The organism is Pseudomonas sp. LBUM1657 (genome assembly GCF_059716075.1).
Map to the genome: position 1 here is coordinate 4466035 of NZ_CP166799.1, position 22885 is coordinate 4488919.

The 22885-nt window shown below is 62.8% G+C and carries 2 protein-coding genes; both read right to left on the reverse strand.

Translation table 11 applies throughout. The features are described 5' to 3' along the window. Positions 1–42: 42 nt before the first annotated feature. A complete protein-coding gene (locus ACA055_RS20660) occupies positions 43–11817 on the reverse strand; it encodes a non-ribosomal peptide synthase/polyketide synthase (protein WP_497680332.1) in 11775 nt (3924 codons plus the stop codon). Further along, positions 11817–22802, reverse strand: coding sequence for a non-ribosomal peptide synthase/polyketide synthase (locus tag ACA055_RS20665; protein WP_497680333.1), 10986 nt, complete (start codon positions 22800–22802; stop codon positions 11817–11819). The genes ACA055_RS20660 and ACA055_RS20665 overlap by 1 nt, the downstream gene beginning before the upstream one ends. Between the last annotated feature and the right edge of the window lie 83 nt (positions 22803–22885).

The window sequence follows — 22885 nt, forward strand, 5'->3', positions numbered from 1 at the left end:
TCACGAGCAAGTCGGATCGCCGCACCGCCGCTCCCACAGGGGTTACGCGATAACCAGCCTGCGTTCCAACAGGTCTTCCAGCTCGTCGAGCAACTCATCACCGCGCAACAGCTCGTAGTGCCCACCGGCCAACAAACGATCAACGCCATGGCGGCCGACCTGCGCCTCGAACACCCGACGTTCGTCGTCGCGTTCCGCCACCCACCAGCGATGCGCCGTGACCTGAATCGGCGGTAACTGCCGATGCGCCAGCGCCAGTTGCTTGAGGCGTGAACCGGTGGCGAAGATCTGCGTGAGTTCGCCCGCGCCCAACGCGGCTTGCTCATTGGAACCGTGCATGGCCGCCTCGATCACCGCGATGGCGCCCTCGCGCTCATTCAGCTCAGCGGCTTTCAGTGCGATCAGCGCCTGAGCCTCATCGGCTGGCAGCCCCAGCACAAACTTCAGGAAGTCCCCCAGGTCCTCGCGCCAGTCCCCCGCTTCTGCGGTACCCGCCACGTAGCTGTCGACCAACCCGGCAAACGCGACCGTCTCACCCTGGCTTTCCAGTTCGTGAGCAACCAGTTGCGTCAACGCCCCGCCCAATGACCAACCGAGCAAGTAATACGGGCCTTCAGGTTGCTGCGCGCGAATCCGTTGCGCGTAAGCCCTGGCCATCGCCAGCAGCGACTCGTCCTGCCATTGCGGATCGAGCAACATGCGGCATTGCAGGCCATACACCGTGCGCCGTCCTTCCAGTCGACGGGCCAGCGGTTCGTAGTCGAACACCGTGCCGAAACCGGCGTGCAGGCAGAACAACGCCGGCACGTTTGGAATCCGCGCATTCAGCGCCAGCAACGGGTCAGGCGCAGACGCCTGCTCCACAACCTGATAGCCACTGAGTTCAGCGATGCACGGTTTCTGCATCAAATCCCGCAGCTTCAATTCGAAGCCCAGTTGCGGCTGACTGCGTACCCGTGAGATGACTTTGAGCACCTGCAACGAGTCGCCACCGAGTTCGAAGAAGTTGTCGTCGATGCCCACTTGCGGCACGCCGAGCACTTCTTGCCAGATTGCCGTCAGCGCCGTTTCCAAATCGTTGCGCGGTGCGCGATATCCACCGAGCGCCCATTCAGGTGTAGGCAGTGCGCGACGGTCGAGCTTGCCGTTGGCCGACAGCGGGAAGCGCTCCAGCACCAGGATTCGCGCCGGCACCATGTAGTCCGGCAGTTGCGCTTGCAGTTCAGACTTCAAGCGACGATCCAGCCCAACAGCACCGGCCGCCACCACATAACCGACCAACTGCTTGCCGGTCGGCGTGTCGTGCACCACCACGGCGGCATCCTGCACGCCGGCGCAGTTGCGCAGACGCGCTTCGATTTCGCCCAGTTCGATGCGGAAACCACGGATCTTCACTTGCTGGTCGAGACGCCCCAGGTAGTCGATCAACCCGCACTCACGCTGGCGCACCAGGTCGCCGGTGCGGTACATGCGACCACCCGCCTCGAACGGATCGGGGATGAATCGTTCGGCACTCATGCCGGGACGCTGATGGTAACCACGGGCCAGGCATTCGCCGCCCAAATACAACTCGCCGCTGACACCGACCGGCAACGGATTAAGGTCGGCATCTAGCACGTACAAACCACGCCCGGCGACACCACGTCCGATTGGCGCATAGGCCGCATCGCAGGTTTCGCTGGCTTCGGCGCGCCACAACAGCGGCGTGACCACGGTTTCGGTCGGGCCGTAGCCATTGACCAGACGCTGCGGACGCAACGCACGTTTGACCTGCTCGAAACTGGCCTCCGGCACCGCGTCACCACCAAAGCAATACACCTCAACCGCCGGCGGATTGCCCAAACGTTCGGCCACCTCGGCCATCTGTTGCAGGTACGCCGGCGGGAAGCACGCCACGGTCACGCTGTGGCGATGCAGCACGTCCAGGGTTTGTTCCGGCGTCCACAAACTGTCATCGCGAATCACCAGACTGCCGCCGGCCAACAGCACACTCAGCCAACGCTCCTGGGCACCGTCGAAAGCGAACGACATGAAGTGCAGCTCGCGGCTGCGCGGTGCCAGTTCGTAGAGCTCGATGATGCCGCGGCAATGCCGGGCAATCGGCCCCCGGGCCACGGCCACGCCTTTCGGCTGGCCGGTGGAACCGGAGGTGTAGATCAGGTACGCGAGATGCCCCGGAAGCGGGTTGGAAACCGGGCACTCGGCGCTGTCGACAACGGTCAGTTGATCGAGCAACAAGCGTGGTGGGCTGGCGGCTAAGGTCAGGCGTTCACCGAGATCGCTGTCGCACAGCAACAGGCTGGCGGCTGAATCGCTGAGCATGTAAGCCAGTCGCTCGGCTGGGTATGCCAGGTCCAAAGGCAGATAAGCCGCACCTGCTTTAAGCACCGCGAGGAATGCAACGATGGTGCGTTCGGAACGGGGCAACGCCACCGCCACCAGACTTTCCGGCCCGATGCCGCGTGTGATCAGTTGCTGCGCCAGCCCGTTGGCCTGAGCTTCAAGCTCGGCGTAACTGACTTCCCGATCCTCACAGAACAAGGCGATTTTCTGCGGCTGGGTTTGTACAAACTGATTGAAGGCGTGCAGCAGATCGGCGTCATCGGTAGGCGCTTGCGGCAGGCTGATCAGTGCTTCCGGCAAGCCAATATTGCCGAGCAGGCAAGCGGCGTCCTCCGGCAACGCACGCAGCAAGCCTTCCAGTTGTGCACGAATCCGTTCCACTTCCTGCTCGCTGAAGCGATCGCGCAGGAACAGGTATTCGACTTCCAGACCTTCTTCGTTGGCGCTGACCATCAAGTCCATCGGGAAGTTGGTCACCCCGCCGCTGCCGACTTCGGCAAAACGCAGCTCACCTTCCTCGCCACCGCGCAAGGCACGGTCCACCGGATGGTTTTCGAACACGATGATGCTGTCGAACAAGCCCTGGCCACCCTGCCCGGCCCAACGCTGGATGTCCGACAACGGCGTGTGCTCGTAGTCGCGCACCATCAGGTTGTAATCCTGTAAGGCACGCAGCCACTCGCCCAGCGGTTGTTGCGGGTCGAGGGTCTGGATCACCGGCAAGGTGTTGATGAACAAACCCAGCATGTCCTGGGCACCAGCCAGTCCGGTCGGACGCCCCGCCACTGTGGCGCCGAACGCCACGCTGCGTTGGCCGCTGTGGCGTTGCAACAGCAACAGCCAGGCGCCTTGCACCAGCGTGTTCAGCGTCACGCGTTGACGCTTGGCGAACGTGTGCAGCTTGCGCGTCGCCTCGGCGTCGAGGTTGCTGTACATCACGCCGTGACCGGAACCTGCGGCACCCGAGGCCTTGGCCAGAATGGTTGGCTCTTCCAGCAACGCCAGGCGCTCGCGCCAGAAGCCTTCGGCCTGTGCGCCGTCCTGGCGTTGCAGCCAGGCGATGTAGTCGGCGTAGCGACCGGTCAGGGTTGGCAGGCTGTCGTTGTGGTACAGGCGCAGCATGTCGCCCAGCAGACGCGAAGCACTCCAGCCGTCCAGCAGCAGGTGATGGTAGATCCAGATCATCTGGTAACGGTCGTCACCCAGGCGAACCAGGATAAAACGCATCAACGGCGGGCAGCTCAGGTCGAAGCCTTTTGCCTGTTCCGCAGCTGCCAGTTCACTCAACGCCTGTTCGGTGTCGGTTCGGTCGCGCCAGTCGAGTTCTTCGATCGGTAACTCGACGTCAGCGAACACCGCTTGCAGCGGATCGGCCAAACCATCGCGCCAGCGGAATGCTGCGCGCAGCACTTCATGACGCTCGACCAGGGTTTTCCAAGCGGCACGGAAACGCGGCACCTGCAAACCGTCCACCGCCACGCTCAACTGGTTGACGTAAGGGTTCAGCTCCGGCGAATCGAGGCAATGGAACAGCATGCCTTGCTGCATTGGCGACAGCGGATACAGGTCTTGCAACCCCTCGCGGGCGGCGATGTCGATGTGCGGCGCTATGTGCGGAACTAAGGCAAAAGCCTCGACTTTTGGCGCTTCGATCAACGCCGCTTCACGACTGCTGGCTACAGCAGCCAAAGCACGAATAGTCTGCTGCTCGAACAGTTGCTTCGGACTGAACACCAACCCGCGCTGCCCGGCACGACTCACCGCTTGCAGGGAAATGATCGAGTCACCGCCCAGTTCGAAGAAGTTCTCGGTGACACCCACCGACTCCAGCCCCAGCAGTTCTTGCCAGATTTCCACCAGCAGCGCTTCGGCCGGCGACGCGGCGGCCACTTGATCCTGATTCTGACGCGATGCTTCAGGCGCCGGCAAACCTTGACGATCAAGCTTGCCGTTCGGCGTCAGCGGCAGCGCGGCCAGGCACATCAAATGCGCCGGCAGCATGTGCGCCGGCAGACGGCTGCGCAGGTGAGACGTCAGCGCTTCACGCAAATCGTGCTCATCGGTGAGCGGATCGCGCGGCACCACGTAACCGACCAACTGCCGGCTTACCGGGCCTTCACGGTCAATCACAAAGGCTTCACGCACGCCTTCGTGTTCAAGCAAGCAGGCTTCGATTTCGCCGAGTTCGATGCGGAACCCGCGAATCTTCACTTGCTGGTCGATGCGGCCGAGGTATTCAACGACGCCGTCGGCGCGGAACCGTGCGAGGTCGCCGCTGCGATACAAACGCCCACCCGGCACGAATGGGTCCGGCACGAAACGTTCAGCGGTCAGGTCCGGACGTTGATGGTAACCCCGCGCGACGCCCTCGCCGCCCAGGTACAACTCACCCGCCACGCCGACCGGTAGCGGCTGCAAGCTGCCGTCCAGAATGTAGGCGCTGCGGTTACCGACCGGCCGGCCAATCGGCATGAACGCCGAGTCGAATTCGGTATCCGGGTACGCCAGCCAGATCAGCGGCGTGATCACCGTTTCGGTCGGGCCGTAGCCGTTGATCAAGCGCTTGGGTTGCAGCACCTGCTGGACTTCATCGAACGCGTGCTTGGCCATGCCTTCACCGCACGGGGTGTAGGAACGGATCGGCAAATCACGCCCCGCTTCGCCCATGAAATCGGCGATCTGCGATAGATAGGTCGGGGTGAAGCAGGCGATGGTGATGCCGTGTTTTTCGATCTCGGCACAGGTGCGCTCCACGCTCCACAACTCGTCGTCGCGCGGCATTACCGCCGAACCGAACACCAGTGGCGTCAGCCAACGTTCGTGGGCGCCGTCGAAGCTGATCGAAGCAAATTGCAGTTCGCGATCGTCCGGCGTCATGCCGTACAACTCGCCGATCGACAGGCAATGCATGGCCAGCGGACCATGGGCCACGCTGACGCCTTTCGGCCGGCCGGTGGAGCCCGAGGTGTAAATCAGGTACGCGAGGTTTTCGCCGCAGGTGAGGTTGACCGGGTTGGTATCCGCCATGAACTCCAGCGGTTCGCGGTCGATTTCCAGCACCGACAGGCCTTGCGGCAAGGGCAGTTTGTCCCGTAGCCACGATTGGCTGATCAGCAGCGATATGCCGCTGTCTTCCATCAGATAGCGCAGCCGTTCGGCTGGGTAGGCCGGGTCCAGCGGCACGTAGGCGCCGCCAGCCTTGAGGATCGCCAACAGGCCGATGATCATCTCCGGCGAGCGCTGCATCGACAGGCCGACCCGCACTTCCGGGCCGATACCCAGTGCGCGCAGGTGATGGGCCAAACGGTTGGCGCGACGGTTGAGTTCGTCGAAGCTCAATTCCAGATCGTTGAAGATCAGCGCCGTGGCGTCCGGTCGGGTAACGGCCTGGGCCTCGATCAACTGATGCACGCACAGCGGGTTTTCCGCCACGGTGAACGGTGGGTTCCATTCCAGCAATTGCTGCGCACGTTCCGGCGCGGTCAGCAGGTCCAGTTCACTCAATGCAGCCTGTGGCGCGGCGACCATCGCCGCCAGCAGCGCAGCCAAATGCTCGCTCATGCGGGCAATGGCTTCGCTGCTGAAGTGGGCGCATTGGTAGCTCCAGTTCAGGCTCAACTGACTTTCGGCATTGGCCGCCAACGTCAGCGGGAAGTTGGTGCGTTCGTGGTTCTGTGGAATCGAGAAGCTCAACCCGGCCGGCGCACCCTGTTGTAACGCTTCGGCCACCGGGAAGTTTTCGAACACCAGCAGGCTGTCGAACAGCGGCTCACCGGCACGACCGGCCCAACGCTGAATGTCACCCAACGCAGTGAACTCATGTTCACGCAACTCCAGGTTCTGCGCCTGCAAACGGGTCAGCCACTGGCCGACGCTTTCGACCGCGTCCGGGCTGCTGATCACCGGCAAGGTGTTGATGAACAGACCGAGCTGGCTTTCAGCACCGGGCAAGTCCACCGGACGCCCCGCCACTGTCGCGCCAAACGCAACGCTGCGTTGGCCGCTGTAGCGTTGCAGCAAGATTGCCCAGGCACCTTGGACCAAGGTGTTTAGGGTGACTTTTTGCTGCCGGGCAAACTCGCTGAAACGCTGGCTGGTGGCGACATCGAAGGTCTGGCGATGGTCGGCAAATGCCGCCGTCGACAGGTTGTTGCTGTCGCCATGGGCCAGGCTCTGCGCCAACAGCGTCGGGTTGTCCAGGGTTGCCAGTTGCTCGCGCCAGAACAGCTCGTCGGCCTGGGCATCCTGACGTTGCAGCCAACCAATGTAGTCGGCAAAACGTCCGGTTGGCGCTTGCACTTCTTGCCCGGCATAACGCTGCAAGACTTCGCTCAACAGCAGCGAGTTACTCCAGCCATCGAGCAACAAGTGATGGTGGGTGTAGATCAGTTGCTGACGCTCATCGTCGAGTCGCACCAGGGTCAAGCGCATCAACGGTGCCTGGGTCGAATCGAGTTGCAGGCGTTCGCTGTCGATCAATTGCGCCAATGCTTCGGCTTGATCGCCACGGCTGCGCCAATCGAGGCAGGTAAGCGGCAATTGCAGATGACGATGCACCAATTGCACCGGCGCGTCGAAGCCGTCAGGGAAGTGGAAACTGCTGCGCAAGATCGGATGCGTGTCGAGCACCGCTTGCCAGGCGCGGCCCAAACGCTCGGAGTCGAGCCCGCGAGCTTCGACGCTGAGCTGGTTCACATACGCGCCGGAATCCGATTCGTAGAGGCTGTGGAACAACAAGCCCGCCTGCATCGGCGACAGCGGATACACGTCCTCGATTTGCGCCGGCGGCACCGGCAGGCCGTCGAGTTGTGCTTGGGTGAGGCGCGCCAACGGGAAGTCCGCCGGGGTCACGCCGCCTGCGCCATCGCTCAGGCAATGGGCGATCAGCGCCAGCAATTCATTACGGAAGTTCGCGGCCAGGGTTTCGATTTCGTTGCGGTCGAAGCATTCGCGGCTGAAGGTCCAGTCGAGTTTCAGTTCGCCGCCATACACCTGGCCATCCACCGACAGCCAGTTGGGCAACGGTGCGTCCGCCGATTGCGCGGCGCCGCTGGATTCCTTGGCCGGGGTGAACAGTGCGTCCTCGGCAAAGCTCTGGTCGAACTGCCCGAGGTAGTTGAAGGTGACCCGCGCTTGCGGTAGCGCGGCCAATGCCGCTTGGCTCGTGGCATCGCCCATGTAGCGCAACAGGCCGTAGCCCATGCCTTTGCCGGGAATTTCGCGCAGTTGCTGTTTGATTGCCTTGATCGAACCCGCGAGGTCGGTGGTCGGTGTCAGGCGCACCGGGAACAGGCTGGAGAACCAGCCGACGGTGCGGGTCAGGTCGATGTCATCGAACAGCTCTTCGCGGCCGTGGCCTTCGAGCTGGATCAATGCCGATTCGTTGCCGGTCCAGCGGCTGAGGGTGCGGGCCAGCGCCGTCAACAACAAGTCGTTGACCTGAGTGCGATAGATCGCCGGCGCCTGTTGCAGCAATTGGCGAGTCTGCTCGCGGTCCAGACCGATGCTGACGCCTTGGCGCAGATGCCCGGCCTGACTGGCCTGGGCGTTGGCGGCTGGCAACGAGTCGCTGGCATCGGTCAGTTGAGTTTGCCACCAGTTCAGTTCGCTGACGGCAGCGTCGGAGCGTGCATAGGCGTCGAGTTTGTCGGCCCACGCCTGGAAGGCGCTGGTCTTCGGCGGCAGGTCTTGCCCTTGGTAAGCGGCGTGCAAGTCTTCCAGCAATACGCGCCAGGACACACCGTCCACCGCCAAGTGATGGATCACCAACAGCAAGCGTTGCGAACCATCGGCTTGAGCAATCAACGCCACTCGCAGCAACGGCCCGTCTTGCAGACTGAGGCTGCGCTGGGCTTCGTCACACACTGACTCCAGCGATGCATCACTGGCCACGCGAGCGGTCCAGAGCATGTCGATAACATCGGCACTGTCAGCACCGACATAGCGTGCCGACCATTGGCCGTCCACCTGACTGAAGCGCAGACGCAGGGCGTCGTGTTGCTTGAGCAGACGTTGCAGCGCGGCTTGCAGGCGAGGCAATTCGAGGGTTTCACGCGGCACCAGCAACACGGCCTGGTTCCAGTGCGCGCGTTGCGGGATCGGCTCGTCGAAGAACCAGCGCTGAATCGGCGTGAGCTTTTGCACACCGTCCACCGGTCCTTGTTGCGCCAGCGGCGCCGCTTGTTCTTTCACGACAGCGGCCAGGGCTTGCAAGGTCTGTTGTTGGAACAGGTCGCGCGGTTGCAGGCTCAGGCCGGCACGACGGGCACGGCTGACCACCTGAATCGAAATGATCGAGTCGCCGCCCAGTTCGAAGAAGTTGTCCTGACGCCCGACTTGCTCCACGCCCAACACGTCCTGCCAGATCTGCGCCAGCACTTGCTCGTGCTCGCTGCGTGGCGCTTCGAACGCGCGCTGGCTGACCTGTGCAGTCGGCGCTGGCAGGCGCTTGCGGTCAAGTTTGCCGTTGGGGCTCAGGGGCATCTGCTCGATCAGCACGGTTTGCGCCGGCACCATGTAATCCGGCAGGCTGGCGAGCAAATGGCTTTTCAGAGTTTCGCGCCAGGCGCCTTGTTGCTCGGTAGTGGCGTCGAGCAGTGCGCGATTCTGCGGCACCAGGTACGCGACCAATTGCTTGCCGCTCGGGCCATCGAGGGCCAACACCACGGCTTCCTGCACGTCGGCATGTTCTTGCAGACGCGCTTCGATTTCCCCCAGCTCGATGCGCAAGCCGCGAATCTTCACTTGATGGTCGATGCGGCCGCAGTAGTCGATGGCGCCATCGGCGCGATAGCGCGCCAGGTCACCGGTGCGGTACAGACGCTCGCCGCTGCCGAACGGGTCGACCACAAAACGCTCGGCGGTCAGTGCGCCACGACGGTGGTAACCGCGAGCCAGACCGACGCCGCCGAGGTACAACTCGCCCACCGCGCCCAGCGGCAAGGGTTGCAGTTCACTGTCGAGAATGCAGGTGCGCAGGTTGGCGATGGGACGGCCGATCGGCACGCTGTCGCGACCCTCTTCCACGCAGGTCCAATGGGTCACGTCGACGGCCGCTTCGGTCGGGCCGTACAGGTTGTACAAATTCGCTTGCGGCAGGCTGCGCAGGGTTTGACGTTGCAGCTCCATCGGCAGTGCTTCGCCGCTGCAAATAATGCGAGTCAGCGAGGTGCAGGCCAACGACTCATCGGCACCGATAAACGCCGAAAGCATCGACGGCACGAAGTGCAGCGTGGTGATCGCCTGCTCGACGATCAATGCGGCGAGGCGTTGCGGATCGCGATGCTCACCCGGTGCAGCGATGACCAGGGTCGCGCCCTTCATCAGCGGCCAGAAAAACTCCCACACCGACACGTCAAAACTGAACGGCGTTTTTTGCAGCACGCGGTCGCTCGGCAGCAGGTTGTAGGCTTCCTGCATCCACTCCAGACGGTTATGCAGGGCGATATGGCGGTTGCCTGCGCCTTTGGGTTTGCCGGTGGAACCGGAGGTGTAAATCACATAGGCGAGGTTTTCTGCGACGGCAAGGTTCGTAAGATCCGTGCTCGGCAAGTCGCTCAGCCAATCGGCCTCGGCATGCAGGCACAAGGTGCGCACGTTGTCCGGGGTTGGCAGTTGCGCCAGCAAATGTTCCTGAGTCAGCAACAACGAAATGCCGCTGTCTTCGATCATGTAGCTCAAGCGATCGAGCGGGTATTCCGGGTCCAGCGGCACATAGGCGCCACCGGCCTTGAGAATCGCCAGCAGGCCGACAACCATTTCAAAAGAGCGGTCGCAAGCAATCCCCACCAGCACTTCCGGGCCGACACCCTGGGCGCGCAAGTGATGGGCCACTCGGTTGGCGCGCAGGTTCAGCTCGGCGTAACTCAGGCTCTGCCCCTGGAACACCAGCGCTGTCGCTTCAGCGTTTTCAATCACGCGTTCTTCGAAATGGCGCTGCACGCAGACTTCGCCCGGATACGCCTGAGCCGTGTCATTGAGGTCATCAAGAATGCGCAGGCGCTCGTCGGCATCCAGCAATGGCAACTCGGCGAGCGGACATTGCGGGTTCGCCAGCACGCCGGCCAGCAAGTTGCGCCAGTGACGAACCAAGTGTTCGATGCGCTCGGCGTCGAACAGATCGGTGGCGTAAGTCAGGCTGGCGAACAGCTTGTCGCCTTCTTCCTGAGTATCCAGTTGCAGGTCGAATTGCGTGGTGTGCGCCGTGGCGTTCAGCGCTTCGACGCGCAGGCCGGCGAGCAAGCCGCTGACCGCTGCCGGTTTGGCTTGCTGGTGGTTGAACATCACTTGGAACAGCGGGCTGTGGCTGAGGCTGCGTTCACCTTGCAGCGCTTGCACCAGACGCTCGAACGGCAGGTCCTGATAGGCCTGGGCATCCAGCGAAGCGGCGCGGGTCTGGTCGAGTAACTGACTGAACGGCAGACGGCCATCGAGCTCCGCACGCATGACCTGGGTGTTGACGAAGAAGCCGATCAGGCCACGGGTTTCCGCACGATTACGATTGGCAATCGGCACGCCGATGCGCAGGTCGGACTGACCGCTGTAGCGATAGAGCAACGCCTGGAAGCTCGCCAGCAACAGCATGAACGGCGTGACACCGCGCTGTTTGGCCAAGGTCATCAAGCCGCTGGCCAGGGTCGCGTCGAGGGCGAAGTCCAGACGCGCGCCGCGTTGGCTCGGTTGCGCTGGGCGCGGGCGGTCGGTGGGCAATTCGAGCAGCGGTTGTTCGCTGCCCAGTGTTTCACGCCACCAGTTGAGCTGACGCTCCAGTTCGCCCGCTTCCATCCAGCGGCGCTGCCACATCGCGTAGTCGGAATATTGAATTGGCAGTGCTTCCAGCGCAGCACCCTGCCCTTGGCAATGGGCGGCATAGAGTCGGGAAAACTCCTCGACCAACACGCCCATCGACCAGCCGTCGGTGACGATGTGGTGCAAGGTCAGCAGCAGCACATGATCCTCGGTATCGAGCTGCAACAGGCTGACCCGCAACAGCGGACCGTGCTGCAAATCGAATGGCCGGGCGATTTCCTGCTCGACGCTGTTCATCGCCAAATCGAGGCGTTGATCCTCAGATTGCCCGCGCAGGTCAATCTGTTCGATCGGCAGCGAAGTGAACTCGGCCAGGGTCTGAACGACTTGACCATCGTCCTCGACGAAACGGCTGCGCAAGCTCTGGTGACGCTCCAGCAACACATCGAAACTCTGCTGCAACGCCGCGACATTCAGCGGCCCGTGCAAACGCAGGGCGGCAGGAATGTTGTACGCCGAGCTTTGCGGATCGAGCTGCCAAAGGAACCATTGGCGCTGCTGCGCGTACGACAGTTCGAAACTCGCTTGCGGTTCGGCAGCAGGCGGAATCGGCAGTTGGCCGAAGCTCACGCCCTGCTCTTGCATGCGTTGCAGAAACTCGCGGCGCTTGTCGGCAGGCAGGCCGGCGAAGCGGGTGGCGATGCGCTGGGCAGTGGTGTGTTCCATCAGTTGATCTCCATCTCGTCGAGAAGCGACTCAAGCGCATCAAGACGTGCATCGTTGTCAGCCGGGGCTTGTTGCCCGGCCATGGCGGCATAAGCCTGAAGGTCGTTGGACTCGAACAGCGCGCGCAGCGGCAGCTCGATGCCCAGTTCCAGTTCCACACGGGCGCTGGCCTGGGCGGCGAGCAGCGAATGCCCGCCCAATTCGAAGAAGTTGTCGCGCCGGCCGATCTGCGCCACGCCCAGCACGTCGGCCCAGATAGCCGCCAGTTGCCGTTCGAGATCGCCTTCGGGAGCTTCGAACGGTCGTTGCCAGTCCTCGGCATCGGGCACCGGCAAGGCCTTGCGGTCGAGCTTGCCGTTACCGGTCAGGGGCAAGGCATCCAGCAGCAGCCAGTGACTCGGCACCATGTAATCCGGCAGGTCGACCTTGAGCGCGGTGCGCAGGTTGTCGCGCCAGGCAATCGGGTCGTGCGGGGTTTGCTCTGCGACGACGTAGGCGCACAGCTGCGGCCCGCCATCGCCGGAATGCACGCTCAACACCGCTTGACGCACGCCCGGCTGAGCCAGCAATGCAGCCTCGATTTCGCCCAGCTCGATGCGGAAACCACGGATCTTCACTTGCTGGTCGATGCGTCCGAGGTAATCGATGCTGCCGTCGGCGCGCTGGCGAGCCAGGTCGCCACTGCGATAGAGGCGCTGCGAGGCATCGAACGGGCTCGGCACAAAGCGCTCGGCAGTCAGGCCGAAACGCCCGTGATAACCCCGCGCCAGACCAGCACCGGCGATGTACAACTCGCCCGCCACGCCCACCGGCACCGGTTGCAACTGGCTGTCGAGCAAGTACCAGCGCAGGTCGCGAATCGGCAAGCCGATCGGGCTCTGGGCCTTGCCATCGAGGTCAGCCAGGCGGATGGCACGGTAGGTCACGTGCACGGTGGTTTCGGTGATGCCGTACATGTTGACCAGGGTTGGCTGCTGGTCGCCGAAGCGCTCGAACCATGGACGCAGGCTCGCGACTTCCAGGGCTTCGCCACCGAAAATCACCTGACGCAGCGCCAGGTTGCGTTCGCTGGCGCAGGCAATCGGCAGCAATTGGCGGAAGGCGGTCGGGGTCTGGTTCAACACCGTCACGCCTTCATCACAGAGCAAGCGGTGGAACTCTTGCGGCTCGCGGCTGATGTAATACGGCACGATCACCAGACGCCCGCCGGAGCACAGCGAGCCAAACAGCTCCCATACCGAGAAATCGAAGGCGTAGGAGTGGAACAGCGTCCAGACATCGTCCGGGCCGAAGTTGAACTCGCCAGCGGTGGCGGACAGCAGACGTCCGACGTTGCCATGGCTGAGCAATGCGCCTTTCGGTCGCCCGGTGGAGCCGGAGGTGTAGATGACATACGCCAGGTTGTCCGGGGTCGCCAGCCCTGGCAGGTTATCGGCGCTGTAAGCGTCCAGTTGCAACGACTCCAGGCTCAGCACCTGCACGCCGTCGCGGGACGGCAAACCGTCGATCAGGTGTTGTTGGGTCAACAGCAGCGTGATGCCGCTGTCTTCGATCATGTAGTTCAGACGCTCGGCCGGGTATTGCGGATCCAGCGGCACATAAGCGCCGCCAGCCTTGAGAATCGCCAGCAAACCGACCACCAGCGGCATCGCCCGCTCGGTGGCAATGCCGACCCGCACTTCGGGGTCGACGCCCTGTTCACGCAGTTTGCGCGCCAATCGGTTGGCCCGGGCATTGAGCGCGGCGTAGGTCAGTTGCTCGCCTTCGTAGACCAGCGCAATTGAGTCCGGTCGCTGGGCAGCCTGGACTTCGAACAACTGATGCAAGGTCGGCGACGGCGGTTGCGCCTGGAACGCTGGGTTCCAGTGCTGGATCAACGCATCGTAGTGCGGCGTTTCCAGCAACGGCAGTTCGGCGACGCGCTGCTGCGGATCGGCAACCACCGCTCGCAACAGGTTCAGCCATTGCTCAGCGAGGCGTTGCATGGACGCTTCGTCGTACAGATCGGTGGCGTAGGTCAGGCTGGCGTCGAGCGTTTCGCCCTGCTCCTGAGTATCGAGCACCAGGTCGAACTGAGTGGTGTGTTGCTGCCAATGCAGACGTTCGACCTGCATGTCCGCCACCGCACGTTCGACGCTGGCGCCCAACTGCTGTTGATGGTTGTAGAGCACCTGGAAAAGCGGGCTGTGATTGAGGCTGCGGTCCGGCTGCAAGGCATCGACCAACTGCTCGAACGGCAAGTCCTGATTCGCCTGTGCACCCAACGCGACCTGTTTGACCTGTTGCAGCAATGTACTGAACGGTTGCTGCCCGTCGATCTCGGCACGCAGCACCTGGGTGTTGATAAAGAAGCCGATCAGGCCTTCGGTTTCGATGCGCGAACGTCCGGCGCTCGGCACGCCGACGCTGATGCTCGACTGCCCGCTCTGGCGATGCAGCAAGGTCTGGAAACTCGCCAGCAACAGCATGAACAACGTCACCTGTTGTTCCTGGGCTCGTTGGCGCAAACCGGCCAGCAACGCGCGGTCGACGTTCAGCGCCAGGGTCGCCCCGCGCTCGGTACGACGGGCCGGACGGGTCAGTTCACTCGGCAACTCAAGGGGTGCCTGGCTGCCCGCCAGTTGTTCGCGCCACCATGCCAATTGCCGCGCACCCTCGCCGGCCTCCAGCCAGTCACGCTGCCAACGGGCGTAGTCGCTGTAGTTCACCGGCAGGCTCGACACATTCGCAGCTTTGCCTTCAACGGCGGCCTGATACAACGCACTGAACTCATCGACCATGACCTGCATCGACCAGCCATCGGCGGCAATGTGATGCACGGTGAGCACCAGCACATGGTCGTCGGCGCCGACTTGCAGCAGCAACACTCGCCACAGCGGACCGTTGCGCAGGTCGAACGGCCGGGCGATTTCTTCGGCCACGGCGGTGTCGATCGACGCTTGATCGAGTTGACGCTCATTCAACTGCAACGGCATGTCGGCGTGCACGAGCGGGCGGGCCTGCTGACCATCCTGTTCGAAGGTCGTAAGCAGGGTTTGGTGACGGGCCTGCAATTGAGCGAAGGCTGCGCGCAGGGCTTCGCGATTCAGCGTTCCTTTCAGGCGTAGCGCGGCTGGAATGTTGTAGGCCGAGCTTTGTGGGTCCAGTTGCCAGAGAATCCATTGGCGTTGCTGGGCATAAGAAAGAATCTGCGGCTGATCGACCGGCGCGCGTTGCAGGACCGGTTGGCCGCTGACGTTCGCCACTGCTGCACGCTCGGCAAACTCCGCCAGATTCGCCGCAGAGAACAGGCTGCTCACCGACAGTTCAAGCTGCAATTGCTGACGTACGCGGGAGATCACCTGAAGCACCAGCAACGAGTGCCCGCCCAGCTCGAAGAAGTTGTCGTCGCGACCCACGCGTTCGACCTGCAACACGTCCTGCCAGATCAGCGCCAGGTGCGTTTCCAGCCCTTCGGCCGGGGCCACGAACTCGCGTTGCGCATCGCCGGCTTCAGCGCGCGGCAAGGCTTTGCGGTCGAGCTTGCCGTTGTTGTTGAGCGGCAATCTCGCCAGCAGGATCAAGTGGCTTGGCACCATGTATTCCGGCAGCGACTGGCGCAAAACAGCTTTGAGCCCTTCCAGGTATTCAACCTGAGAAACCACCGCGCCGCTGGCCACGATGTACGCCACCAATTGCGTGCCGTCCTGTGCGATGACCGCCGCTTCGCGCACGTCGTCCCGGGCTTGCAAGCAGGCTTCGATTTCGCCCATTTCAATGCGGAAACCGCGAATCTTCACTTGATGGTCGATGCGCCCGACGTATTCCAGATCGCCATGGGCGTTGTAGCGCGCCAGGTCGCCGCTGCGGTACAGCCGCGCGCCCGGTTCACGGGCGAACGGGTCCGGCAGGAAACGTTCGGCGGTCAGCGCCGGGCGGTCGAAGTAGCTTTGCGCCAGGCTGGCCGGAGCGCCGATGCACAGTTCGCCAACGCCACCGTTGGGCAGTAACTGACCCGCTGCGTCCAGCACATACAATGCGCGGCCAGCGATGGCCCGACCAATCGGAATGCCAAAGGCGTCGCTGGCATCCTCCAAGCGGCACTCATGCACACTGGACACCACAGTCGCCTCGGTCGGGCCGTAGGTGTTGAGCAGTCGCACGTGGCTCAAACCGGCCTGATGCCACAGGCGCAAACCTTCCACCGACATCGCTTCGCCGCCGACGTGAACCTGACGCAAATTGCCCAGGCTGCGCACCGCACCGCTGGCACATTCGCGGGCCAGCAAATACCAATATGCCGCCGGCAAGTCCGCGACGGTCACATTTTGCTGGACGATTTCGGCGGCCAGTCGGCCCGCATCCCACAACTCATCGCCGCGCATGATCAACGCCGCGCCGACGCACAACGCCGGGAAGCACTGTTCGACGAAGCCATCGAAACTGAAAGTCGCGAACTGCAACACGCGGTCCGCCGCCGACAACACCGAGTAATCGGCGGCGGTCTGGCAGAACTCACGCAACGCAGCATGGGCGATGGCCACGCCTTTAGGTTGGCCGGTGGAGCCAGAGGTGTAGATGACGTAAGCCAGATCTTCGGCGACCGCGTGATTCTGCGGATTGCTGTCGGGATAACCGAACGACTCATCCAGGCTCAAAAGACGCAATTCCACCGGCAGAGGCAAATCGTCCAGCAGACCGGATTCGCACAGCAGCACGTTGAGACGGCTGTCGTCGATCATGTAGCTCAGGCGTTCAGCCGGGTAGTTCGGGTCCAGAGGCACATAGGCCGCGCCGCTTTTCAGTACCGCCAACAGGCTGACGATCAACTGCGGACCACGACGCACGGCAAGACCGACACGCGTGCAGGGACCGGCACCGTTGTCGATCAGCCGATGGGCCAGGCGGTTGGCCTGGGCGTTCAATTGGCCGTAACTCAAGGACTGACCATTGACCTGCAAGGCCATTGCATGCGGAGTGGCGGCGGCCTGAGCCGCGATTTGTTCGTGCACCAAAAGCGTTGTAGATAACTCAACCGAGGCCGGTTGGCTAACCGCGAGCACAGCGTTTTTGCCGGCCTGATCGAGCAGTTCCAGCGTGCCCAATGCCGCGTCCGGCGCTGCGACCAATTGCACCAACAGATGCTGCAAATTGGTCGACAACCCGGCGACCTGAGCAGCACTGAACCGCGCCGCGTCGTAGCTGAAGTCCAGGCCCAGGCCTTCGCCCAACTCGATGCCCAAGGTCAACGGATAGTGGGTGCGCTCGTGGTTGTGCAGGTTGCCGAACGACAACCCGGCCGGTGCGCCCTGCTTCAGCGCTTCGGCCACCGGGAAGTTTTCGAATACCAGCAGACTGTCGAACAACGTCGAACCCTGCTGCCCCGCCCAACCCTGAATGTCGTAAAGCGGCACATGCTCGAACTCGCGCATGGCCAGGTTCAGGCCTTGCAACTCGCTCAGCCATTGGCTGACGGTCTGATCCGGCTTCATCGCGCACACCAGCGGCAGCGTGTTGATGAACAGTCCCAGTTGCTCTTCGATCCCCGGCAGTGGCGCCGATCGGCCCGCCACGGTAGCGCCGAACACCACGCAGTCTTGGCCGGTATAGCGTTGCAGCAACAGGCTCCAGGCCGCTTGCAACAGGGTGTTGAGGGTGACTTTCTGCTGACGGGCGAACTCGGCCAGACGCTGGGTCGCGCGGCTGTCCAACGCCACGCGATAGTCCTCGCTGCCCTCGGCGCCCACGGGTGGACGCAAGGCCTCGGCGAGCAACGTGGGTGCTTCCAGCGGTGCCAATGCGGCGGTCCAGAATTGCTCGCCAGCCGCGGCCGACTGCTGCTGCAACCAACCCAGATAATCGCGGTACTGCCCAGTCGGCGCCGTCAGCGATTGCCCGGCCGCATAGTGCTGGATCACTTCGGAGAGCAACTGCGCGTTGCTCCAGCCGTCCATCAAAATGTGGTGGCTGGTGTAGATCAGGTGCCAGGCGTCAGCGCCAGTACGCACCAGTTTCAAGCGGAACAGTGGCGCCGTGCCCAGTACAAAACCCTGGGCGCGTTCGGCGTCGGCCAACGCATCGGCATCGGTCGCTTCAAGCACTTCAAGCGGCAGCGCCACTTGGCGAGCAATCACCTGGTGCGCGGTATCCAGCCCCTGCCAGTGGAAGCTGCTGCGCAGAATATCGTGACGCTCGACGGCGGCTTGCCAGGCGTCAGCGAAGCGTTTTGGGTCGAGGCCCTGGATGTCCAGGCGCAATTGGCTGATGTAGGCGCCGACTTCGGGTTCGTACAGGGTGTGGAACAACATGCCCTGCTGCATCGGCGACAGTGGATAAAGGTCTTCGAGGGTCGCAACGACAACCGGCAATGCGTCGAGTTGTGCTTGATTGATCCGCGCCAGCGGGAAGTCCGACGGCGTGGCTTGCGGTGCTTCAAGGGCACAGCAATGCTCGATCAGCGCGTTGAGCTCCAGCGCGTAATCATCCGCCAGACGCTGGATGGTCGCGGTGTCGAACATCTCGCGGCTGAAGCCCCAGCTCAGGGACAATTCGCCCCCGTAGACCTGGCCTTCAATCGTCAGCCAGTTACCCAGCGGTGCCGACGGATCTTGCGCCACGCCGCTGCCTTCGGTGGACGGAGTGAATAACGCGCCATCGTCGAACTGACGGTCGAACTGCCCCAAATAATTGAAGGTGATGCGCGGTTGCGGTAACGCCGCCAGTTCCGCGCGCATCGCCGGGGTGCCGAGGTAGCGCAGCGCGCCGTAGCCCAGGCCTTTGTCCGGCAAGGCGCGCAGCTGTTCCTTGACGGTTTTGATCGACGTGCCGACGTCGCCGGCAGGCGTCAGGTTGACCGGGAACAGGCTGGTGAACCAACCGACGGTGCGGGTCAGATCGATGCCGTCGAACAAGTCTTCGCGGCCATGGCCTTCAAGCTGGATCAGCGTGCTGCCCTGCCCGCTCCAGCCGCAAACCGCCCGTGCCAACGCCGTCAGCAGCAAGTCGTTGACCTGGGTGCGATAGGCCGCCGGGGCCTGTTGCAGCAGTTTGCGGGTTTGTTCTGCGTCGAATTTGAGTTCGAGTTTCTCTTCGAAGCGGTTTTCCAGCGCGCCATTCGGGCGCTCGCACGGCAGATCGACGGGCGCGTTTTGTAGTTGGCTCTGCCAGTGATCGAGGCTGTGTTCAAAGTCTGGCAGATGATCCTGTAGACGGGCGACCCAGCGCTGATACGTGCTGGTTTTCGCCATTGAAGCGCCGCCGTTGTAGAACTGCTGAAGATCTTCCAGCAACACGCGCCAGGACACGCCATCCACCGCCAAGTGGTGGATGACCAGCAGCAAACGCTCGGTGCCGTCGGCCATTGCCACCAACAGTGCCCGCAGCAACGGGCCCTCTTTCAAATCCAGACTGCGCTGGGCCTCGTCACACAAGGCATTGAGTTCTGCAACCGACTGCGCCTGGCGCTGCCACAACACTGTCTCCGTGGTCGGCGCGGCATAGGCCTGCTGCCAACCGCTGTCGGTCTGTTGGTAACGCAAGCGCAAACCATCGTGGTGCGTCAGCAGTTTCACCAAGGCCTGATCCAGCGCCTCGATATTCAACGGCTCGCGCGGTACCAGCAGCAGCGACTGGTTCCAGTGCTGACACTCGGGGATCGCTTGCTCGAAGAACCACTGCTGCACCGGCGCCAACGCCACTGCGCCCACGGCCGGGCCCTGGTCGATCAGCTGTTGTTCGCCACTGCGGGCGGCCTGGGCCAGGCTGCGGATGGTCTGGTGCTGGAACAGATCCTTGGGACTCAACACGATCCCGGCCTGGCGGGCGCGGCTGACCACTTGCATGGACACGATGGAGTCACCACCCAGTTCGAAGAAGTTGTCTTCCAGACCGACGTTGTTGATGGTCAGCACGTCTTGCCAGATCGCCGCGAGGGATTTTTCCAGGGCGCTGCGCGGCGCGACGTGTTGCCGTTGTTGTTGAGAGCCGTCCACCGCCGGCAAGGCCTTGCGGTCGAGTTTGCCGTTGGGCGTCAGCGGCAGGTGATCGAGAAACAGCAAAAATGCCGGGATCATGTAGTCCGGCAAGTGCTGGCGTAGAGCGGCCTTGAGGGTTTCACGCAGGGTCGCTTGCGCGTCGGTATCGGCCAGCACTGCCGAATCGGTCGGCACGATGTAAGCCACCAGTTGCTGACCGTTGACACTGTCCTGGGCCAGCACCGCCAGTTCGCGAACCGCGTCCTGTTGCAGCAGCCGCGCTTCGATTTCACCCAGCTCGATACGGAAGCCACGGACCTTGACCTGATGGTCGATGCGCCCGACGTATTGCAACGAGCCGTCGGCCTGATAACGAGTCAGGTCGCCGGTGCGGTACAAGCGCTCGCCGTTACTGGTGAACGGGTTCGGCACATATTTTTCGGCAGTCATGCCCGGCCGTGCCAGGTAACCGCGCGTGATGCCGGCGCCGCTCAGGTACAGCTCGGCCGACACGCCTTGCGGCACCGGTTGCAGATCGGCATCCAGCAAATAACTGGCGGTGTGCTTGAGGGGGCGGCCGATGTTGGCGACGCCACCCGCCTCGCGACGGGTCCAGGTCGAATAGGTGGTGTCTTCCGACGGGCCGTAAAGATCGTAGACGTGCTCGACGGTCGGCTGCTGATACAGCGCGTCCACCAGGCTTTGCTTCAACGGCTCGCCGGCCAGATTAATGATGCGCACGCTCGGCGGAATCTGCCCGTCGCGCTGCAACGCATTGATCGCCGACGGCACGGTGTTGATCAGTCGCACCTGATCCCGGGCTGGCAGCTGCGGCAACTCCAGAGCATTGCGGGCGATGATCACCGAGCCGCCGTTGGCCAGGGTCACGAACAGCTCCCACACCGACAGGTCGAAACACACCGAGGTGGACGCCAAAACGCCTTGAATGTCGTCGCGGCTGTAGACCGATTTCGACCAGTCGATCAGCGCCAGCACGTTGCGATGGGCGATGGCCACGCCTTTGGGTTTGCCGGTGGAGCCGGAGGTGTAGATCACGTAGGCCAGGTTATCCGGCGTGACGCGAGTGGTCGGCGCGTTGCTCGGGTAAGCGGCCAGCACCGATTCGATGTCGTCCATCAGCAAGACTTGAGTATCGGCCGTCACGTTCAATGTCGCGGCAACCGCCTGTTCGGTCAGCAGCACCAGAGCGCGGCTGTCTTCGAGCATGTAGGCAACGCGTTCGGCTGGGTAATCCGGGTCCAGCGGCACGTAGGCGCCACCGGCCTTGAGCACCGCGAGCAAAGCCACCAGCAAGCTGTCGGAACGCTGCATCGCCACACCGACCCGGACTTCCGGGCCCACGCCCAGTTCGATCAGTTTGTGCGCCAGGCGATTGGCCTGAGTGTCGAGTTCGTTGTAAGTCAGCTGTTGGGTCGCGAAGGTCACTGCCAGTGCCGTCGGGTTTGTGGCGACTTGTTGGCTGATCAACTGATGAATGCACAGGTCTTGAGCGAAGCTTTCGTCCGCGCGATTCCAGTCATGCACGATGCGCTGATACTCGGCTTTCTCCAGCAGCGGCAAATCACTGATGCGTTGCTGCGTATCGCTGACCATGCCCTGCAACAGATGCGTCCAGTGCTGCGCCATGCGCGCAATGGTCGTGGCGTCGAACAGGTCGTTGGCGTAGGTCAGCGCGGCGTGCAGCTTGCCGCCCTTCTCGTAAGTGTCGAGGGTCAGGTCGAACTGGGTGGTGCGCCCTTCCCACTCGATCACGCCCAGCGCCAGACCGGAGGCGGTGCTGACGGTGGAGATGTCCGCGACCTGCGGCTGGTGGTTGTACATCACCTGGAACAGCGGCGTGTGGCTGAGGCTGCGTTCGAGTTTCAGGGCTTCGACCAGGCGCTCGAACGGCAAGTCCTGATGGGCCTGGGCACCGAGGGCGGTTTCCTTGATGGCGCGCAGCAGATCGTCGACCCGAGTCTGACCGTCGAGTTGAGTGCGCAGCACTTGAGTGTTGACGAAGAAGCCGATCAGGCCTTCGATCTCGGCGCGGTTGCGGTTGGCGATCGGCACGCCGACGCGGATGTCGGTCTGCCCGGTGTAGCGGTGCAGCAGCACATTGAAGGCGCCGAGCAGCAGCATGAATAAGGTGATGTTGTGTTTCTGCGCCGTGGCCCGCAGTTGCTCGGCCAACTGCGCGTCGACCGCGAATTCGTAGCGAGTCCCGCGATAGCTCGGCATCGCCGGGCGCGGATGATCGGTGGGCAGTTCCAGTACCGGATGCTCGTCCCCCAGTTGCGCCTGCCAGTAGTCGAGTTGGCGCGCTTGCTCACCGGCTTCCAGCCAGCGACGTTGCCACAACGCATAGTCGCTGTACTGGATCGGCAAGGGTGCGAGTTGCGGTTGTGCGCCCGCCTCGAAGGCGTCGTAGCAACGGATGAATTCGTCGATCAGCACGTTCATCGACCAGCCGTCGGAAACGATGTGGTGCAGGGTCAGCAGCAGGACATGTTCCTGATCGGCGAGCTTGAGCAAGGTCACCCGCAGCAAGGGGCCGACCGCCAGGTCGAAGGGCAGCACCGATTGCTGCCCGGCCGCCCGGGCCACGGCCTGTTCTCGCTCGATGGTGGGCAAGGCGCTGAAATCCACCTGCTCGATCACCAGCGGCGCTGCGGCCGGCACTTGCTGCAAGGTGTCGTCGGCCTGAGGTTGAAACACCGTGCGCAGGGTTTCGTGACGCGCCACCAGACTGGCGAAGGCCTGCTCCAACGCTGTCAGGTGCAAACGCCCGGTCAGACGCACCGCGCCCGGCAGGTTATAGGCACCACTTTGCGGGTCCAGCTGCCAGAGAAACCACATGCGTTGCTGGGCGTACGACAACGCCTGGCGATCTTCGGCTTCTACGCCGGCAGGAATCGGAAACCGGGCGAAATCAACACCTTCCTTTTGCAAGGCCGCAAGGAACATCTGGCGCTTTTCCAGGGGCAACCCGATAAACCGGCGAGCAAGTTTCAAGGAGTCTTCAGCATTCATTTCTTAGCATCCGGTTCAGTAGGCAGGAAGCACAAAGGCACGTCGTCCCTATAAAACGAATGCAGACGGGAAAAATTAGCGAA

Coding starts and splice junctions, on each gene's coding strand:
- ACA055_RS20660 (WP_497680332.1), bottom strand. CDS start 11,817: ATGGAACACACCACTGCCCAGCGCATCGCCACCCGCTTCGCCGGCCTG.
- ACA055_RS20665 (WP_497680333.1), bottom strand. CDS start 22,802: ATGAATGCTGAAGACTCCTTGAAACTTGCTCGCCGGTTTATCGGGTTG.